Raw genomic sequence first — 4,249 nt, 5'->3', positions numbered from 1 at the left:
CGTCCGCTTTCTCCACCCGGATCGCGGTCGCCTTGAACTCGGCCGTGCCGGACTTCGGGTCCCACGCGTCGAGCGTGAGGATGTTGGTCTCCACCTGCTCGGGGAAGTGCAGGGTCATGAAGGCCAGGCCCTTGCGCAGGGTCGGGTCGACGTGCACCGGCGCGGTGACCGAGCCGCGGCGGGAGGAGATCCGCGCCACCTCGTCCTCGGCAAAGCCCAGTTCGGCCGCGTCCTCCGGCGAGAGGTTGAGCGTTTCCGGCCGCCGGATCGGCGTGCTGTAGTGGCCGCTCTGCGCGCCCGTGTTGTAGGAGTCCAGGCGGCGTCCGGTGGTCAGCCGGATCGGGTACTCGGCGGTGAGCTGGTCGACCGGGTCGTCCTGCTCCACCGCGCTGAACGGGGCCGGGTTGCCGCGCTTGACCGGGTCGGTCTCCCACAGCCTGGCGTGCAGGAACAAGGTGCCGTTCGACTCGTCGTCCGGGCAGGGCCACTGCACGCCGCCGAGCCGCTCGAGCTTCTCGTAGCTCATGCCGCGGTGCATCGGCGAGAGCGTGCGCAGCTCGTTCCAGAGGTCCTCAGGGGTGGGGTTGCCCCAGTCGGTGCCGAGCCGGGCGGCCAGCGAGGTGATGATCTCGATGTCGTCGCGGGCGCCAGGCGGCGGGTCGAGCGCCTTGCGGACCCGCTGCACGCGGCGCTCGCTGCTCGTGACGGTACCCTCGGCCTCGCACCAGGAGGCCGTGCCGGGCAGCACCACCTGCGCCGCCGCGGCGGTATCGGTCAGGAAGATGTCCTGCACCACCAGGCAGTCCAGGCCCTCGAGGAGCTTGCGGGTGCGGTAGGTGTCCGCCTCGGAGCGCAGCGGGTTCTCGCCGATGACGTAGGCGGTGGTGAGCTCGCCTTCTTCCATCGCCTCGAACATGTACGACAGGTGCATGCCCGGCTTGGGGTTGATCGTCACCCCGTACTTCTCGCCGAACCGGCGGCGGGCGTCCTCGTTGGTGACGATGTCCTGGAAGCCGGTCAGCTTGTTCGGGATGGCGCCCATGTCGCCGCCGCCCTGGACGTTGTTCTGGCCCCTGAGCGGCACCAGGCCGGAGCCGTAGCGCCCCACGTGCCCGGTGAGCAGCGACAGGTTGATCAGCGCCAGCACGTTGTCGGTCGCGTTGTGGTGCTCGGTGATGCCGAGCGTCCAGCAGATCTGCGCCCGGTCGGCCCTGGCGTAGTCGTGGGCGAGCTGCCTGATGAGTTCCGCTGGCACCCCGGTGTCGCGCTCGGCGCGCTCGAGCGGGTACTCGCTGACCTTGCGGGCGTACGCCTCGAAGTTCACCGTCGCGCGCCTGATGAACTCCTCGTTGGCCAGCCCGGCGGTGATGATCTCGTTGCCGATCGCGTTCGCCAGTGAGACGTCGCTGCCGACGTGGATGCCGAGCCAGGCGTCCGCCCACTGCGCGGTGGTCGACCGCCGCGGGTCGACGCCGTACAGCTTCGCGCCGTTGCGGATGCCCTTCAGGACATGGTGGAAGAAGATCGGGTGCGCCTCACGCGCGTTCGAACCCCACATGATGATGAGGTCCGCGTCTTCCGCCTCCCGGTAGGAGCAGGTGCCGCCACCCGCTCCGAATGCTGCCGCCAGACCGGCGACGCTGGGGGCGTGTCAAGTACGGTTACACGAGTCGATGTTGTTACTCAGCATCACCGTACGGACGAACTTCTGTGCCGCGTAGTTCATCTCGTTCGTCGCCTTGGAACAGCTGAACATCCCGAACGACTTCGTGGCGTCCTTCTCGCGCGCCCTGGCGAACCCGGTAGCGGCGCGGTCCAGCGCCTCGTCCCAGCTCGCCGGCCGTAGCTCGCCGTTAACCCGAACCAGCGGCTCGGTCAACCGAACCTGCTTGCTCACCGCTGCACACCCTCCCGACCAATAGCAACAACTCCGATTGATCGTACGACGACCAAAACACCCCGGTCTACTGCCCCGCGAACACGGCATTCCGGGAGTTTTTTGGGGAAACCGCCAACCGGATCGCGATCGCCAGGGTCACGACGAAGAGCCCCAGGCCGGCTAGCAGGTAGAGGTTTCCGGCGATGAGCTGCAGTCCGTGCCAGTGGTATTCGGCGTAGGCGGGGTTGTCGCCGTGCGCGAAGGAACTGGCCGGGGCGTAGTTGATCAGCCCGCCCTGCAGCAGGCCCGCCTTCCGCGACCAGAAGTCCGGCCACGCGCCGTACGCCGCGAGCACGGCGGCGGCGAGCACCCACCACGCGATCCGCGCCACGGTCGTCCGCGCCCGCACAGCAGCGTCGATGATCACCGCGAGCCCCGGCGCGATCCACACCCAGTGGTGGTCCCAGCTGATCGGGGAGATGAGCAGCGCGGTCAGCGCGCACGCCATCAGGCCGGCGAACGACCGCCCGGAGTTGTACAGCACGACCGCGGCCGCTAGCCCCAGCAGCCCGACGACGATCGCGACGGCGAGCCACAGCGCGAAGCTGCCGTTCACGCTTCCGACGAGCCGGGTCAGCATGCCGCGCAGCGACTGGTTCTGCTGGTCGCCGACGAACCCGGTGCGGCCTGCCTGGAAGAAGTTGCCGTCGATCCACCAGTATTTGGACGGGCCGGGCAGCACAGCGAACCCGATGATGACCGTGCCCGCGAATACCGCGACGGCCACCGCCGCCTGCCGGAACCGCCTGGTGAGCACCAGGTAGACGATGAACAGCAGCGGCACGAGCTTGATGGCCGCCGCGAACCCGGTGGCCGCGCCCTTCCACCAGCGGCGGTCCGGCTGGCACAGGTCCCACACCACGAGCGCCATCAGCACCAGCTCGACCTGACCGAGGAACAGCGCGCGCTGCACCGGCTCGGTCCAGAACACCAGCCCGGTGAGCAGCAGCGTCGCCCCGGCCCGCGCCATCGGCTGCCAGCCAAGCTCGCGGAACGCGATCCAGATCGTGGCCGTCAGCGCCACCGCGCTCACCGCCGCCACCAGCGCCACGAGCGCGTGGAACGGCAGCACCGAGCCGACCGCGAACAGCAGCGCCGCGAACGGCGTGTAGGTGAACTGGATGCCGGGGTCGTTCTCGTAGTACCAGTGGTACAGGTTGCCGGAATGGTGCAGCGCCTGCTGGCCGCCGTCCAGGTAGACCTGCAGATCGAAGCCCTTAAGCATGGGGGTAATCGGGTGCGACGCCAGCGCCGCGAGGTAGGCGACGGCGGCCACCGCGGCCACGGCGGCGCCGGTGATCAGCAGCGCGCGGCCGCCGGCCCGGTCCTGCTCGCCGGCCGGGTGCTTGCTGACCAGGCTCACCCGTGCTCCCATGGCCCGCAGCATACTGGTCATAGCGGAACGGGCGGAGGCGACGATGACAGACCACGTGGAGATCGAGCAGAAGTTCGACGTCGATGAGGACTTCGAGCGACCCGACTTCGGCGCGCTGCCGGGCGTGACGGCCGCCGCCCCGGTCGTGTACCGCCTGGCCGCCACCTACTTCGACACCCCCGGCGACCGGCTCGCGGCGAACAAGATCACGCTGCGCAGGCGCACCGGGGGAACCGACGAGGGCTGGCACCTGAAGCTGCCCGCCGCCGACGGCAACCGCCAGGAGATGCACGAGCCGCTCGGCGACTCCGCCGACGAGGTGCCCGAGCGATTCGCGTCGCGGGTGGCTGAGGTCACCGGCGGCCGCCCGCTCGCGCCGATCGCGCAGCTCGATACGGAACGTACGGTGGTGACTCTCACCCGCGACGGGCACGCGGTCGCGGAGGTCGCCGATGACAAGGTGACCGCGCGGCGCCTGAACGGCGCCCCGGAGGGCGACGCGGGCCGTCCGCTGCGCTGGCGGGAGGTCGAGGTCGAGGTCCCCGAGCCTGAGCCGGAGCTGCAGCAGGCGGCGGCGGACCTGCTGCAGGCGGCGGGGGCCCGCCCGTCGGGTGAGGCTTCGAAGCTCGGCCGCCTGCTGAGCAGCTGAATACCGGGCAGCTGACTACCGGGCACGGGCCGGGCAAGCTCAGAGGATATCCATAGATTTTTCACACGCCACGAGGCTGGTTTGCTTGCCATCCTGAGAGGAAGACTCCGCACCCCGGCCATGAGTGAGCGACTAACATGCCTGATTCCGCACGCAGCAGCACCCTGAACGGCACCGCGCAGCCCGACATTGACGGCGGCGGCCGAACGCAGGCCGTGGGGGGCGCCGGGGGCGCCGCGGGGGCGGCGCCCCTGGGGCGTGGCGCGGGCCCCCAGCACGCCGTCGG

At 69.9% G+C, this 4,249-nt stretch carries 3 protein-coding genes; 1 reads left to right on the top strand and 2 read right to left on the bottom strand.

Annotated features, from left to right (window positions below; all coding sequences use genetic code 11):
- A partial coding sequence (locus tag WA805_RS09560; protein ID WP_425242159.1) for a molybdopterin oxidoreductase family protein occupies window positions 1-1,939 on the bottom strand: 1,939 nt, incomplete at its 3' end.
- 25 nt (window positions 1,940-1,964) lie between these two features.
- Entirely contained in the window at window positions 1,965-3,314 is a 1,350-nt protein-coding gene (locus WA805_RS09555; RefSeq protein WP_425242158.1) for a glycosyltransferase 87 family protein, read from the bottom strand.
- A 43-nt stretch (window positions 3,315-3,357) separates the two neighbouring features.
- On the opposite strand from WA805_RS09555, the gene WA805_RS09550 reads away from it, so the two are divergent.
- Window positions 3,358-3,963: a CYTH domain-containing protein gene (locus tag WA805_RS09550; RefSeq protein WP_425242157.1), complete on the top strand. Its 606-nt coding sequence runs from the start codon at window positions 3,358-3,360 to the stop codon at window positions 3,961-3,963.
- The last annotated feature ends 286 nt before the right edge of the window (window positions 3,964-4,249 follow it).

The organism is Trebonia sp. (genome assembly GCF_049794275.1).
Classification (GTDB): domain Bacteria; phylum Actinomycetota; class Actinomycetes; order Streptosporangiales; family Streptosporangiaceae; genus Trebonia.
Note: the sequence above shows the minus strand (reverse complement) of the source record. Positions and strands in the feature narration are given on the sequence as shown.

Bases quoted from the DNA above. Each gene is read 5' to 3' on its own strand.
- WA805_RS09555 (WP_425242158.1), bottom strand. From the start codon at position 3,314: ATGGGAGCACGGGTGAGCCTGGTCAGCAAGCACCCGGCCGGCGAGCAG.
- WA805_RS09550 (WP_425242157.1), top strand. From the start codon at position 3,358: ATGACAGACCACGTGGAGATCGAGCAGAAGTTCGACGTCGATGAGGAC.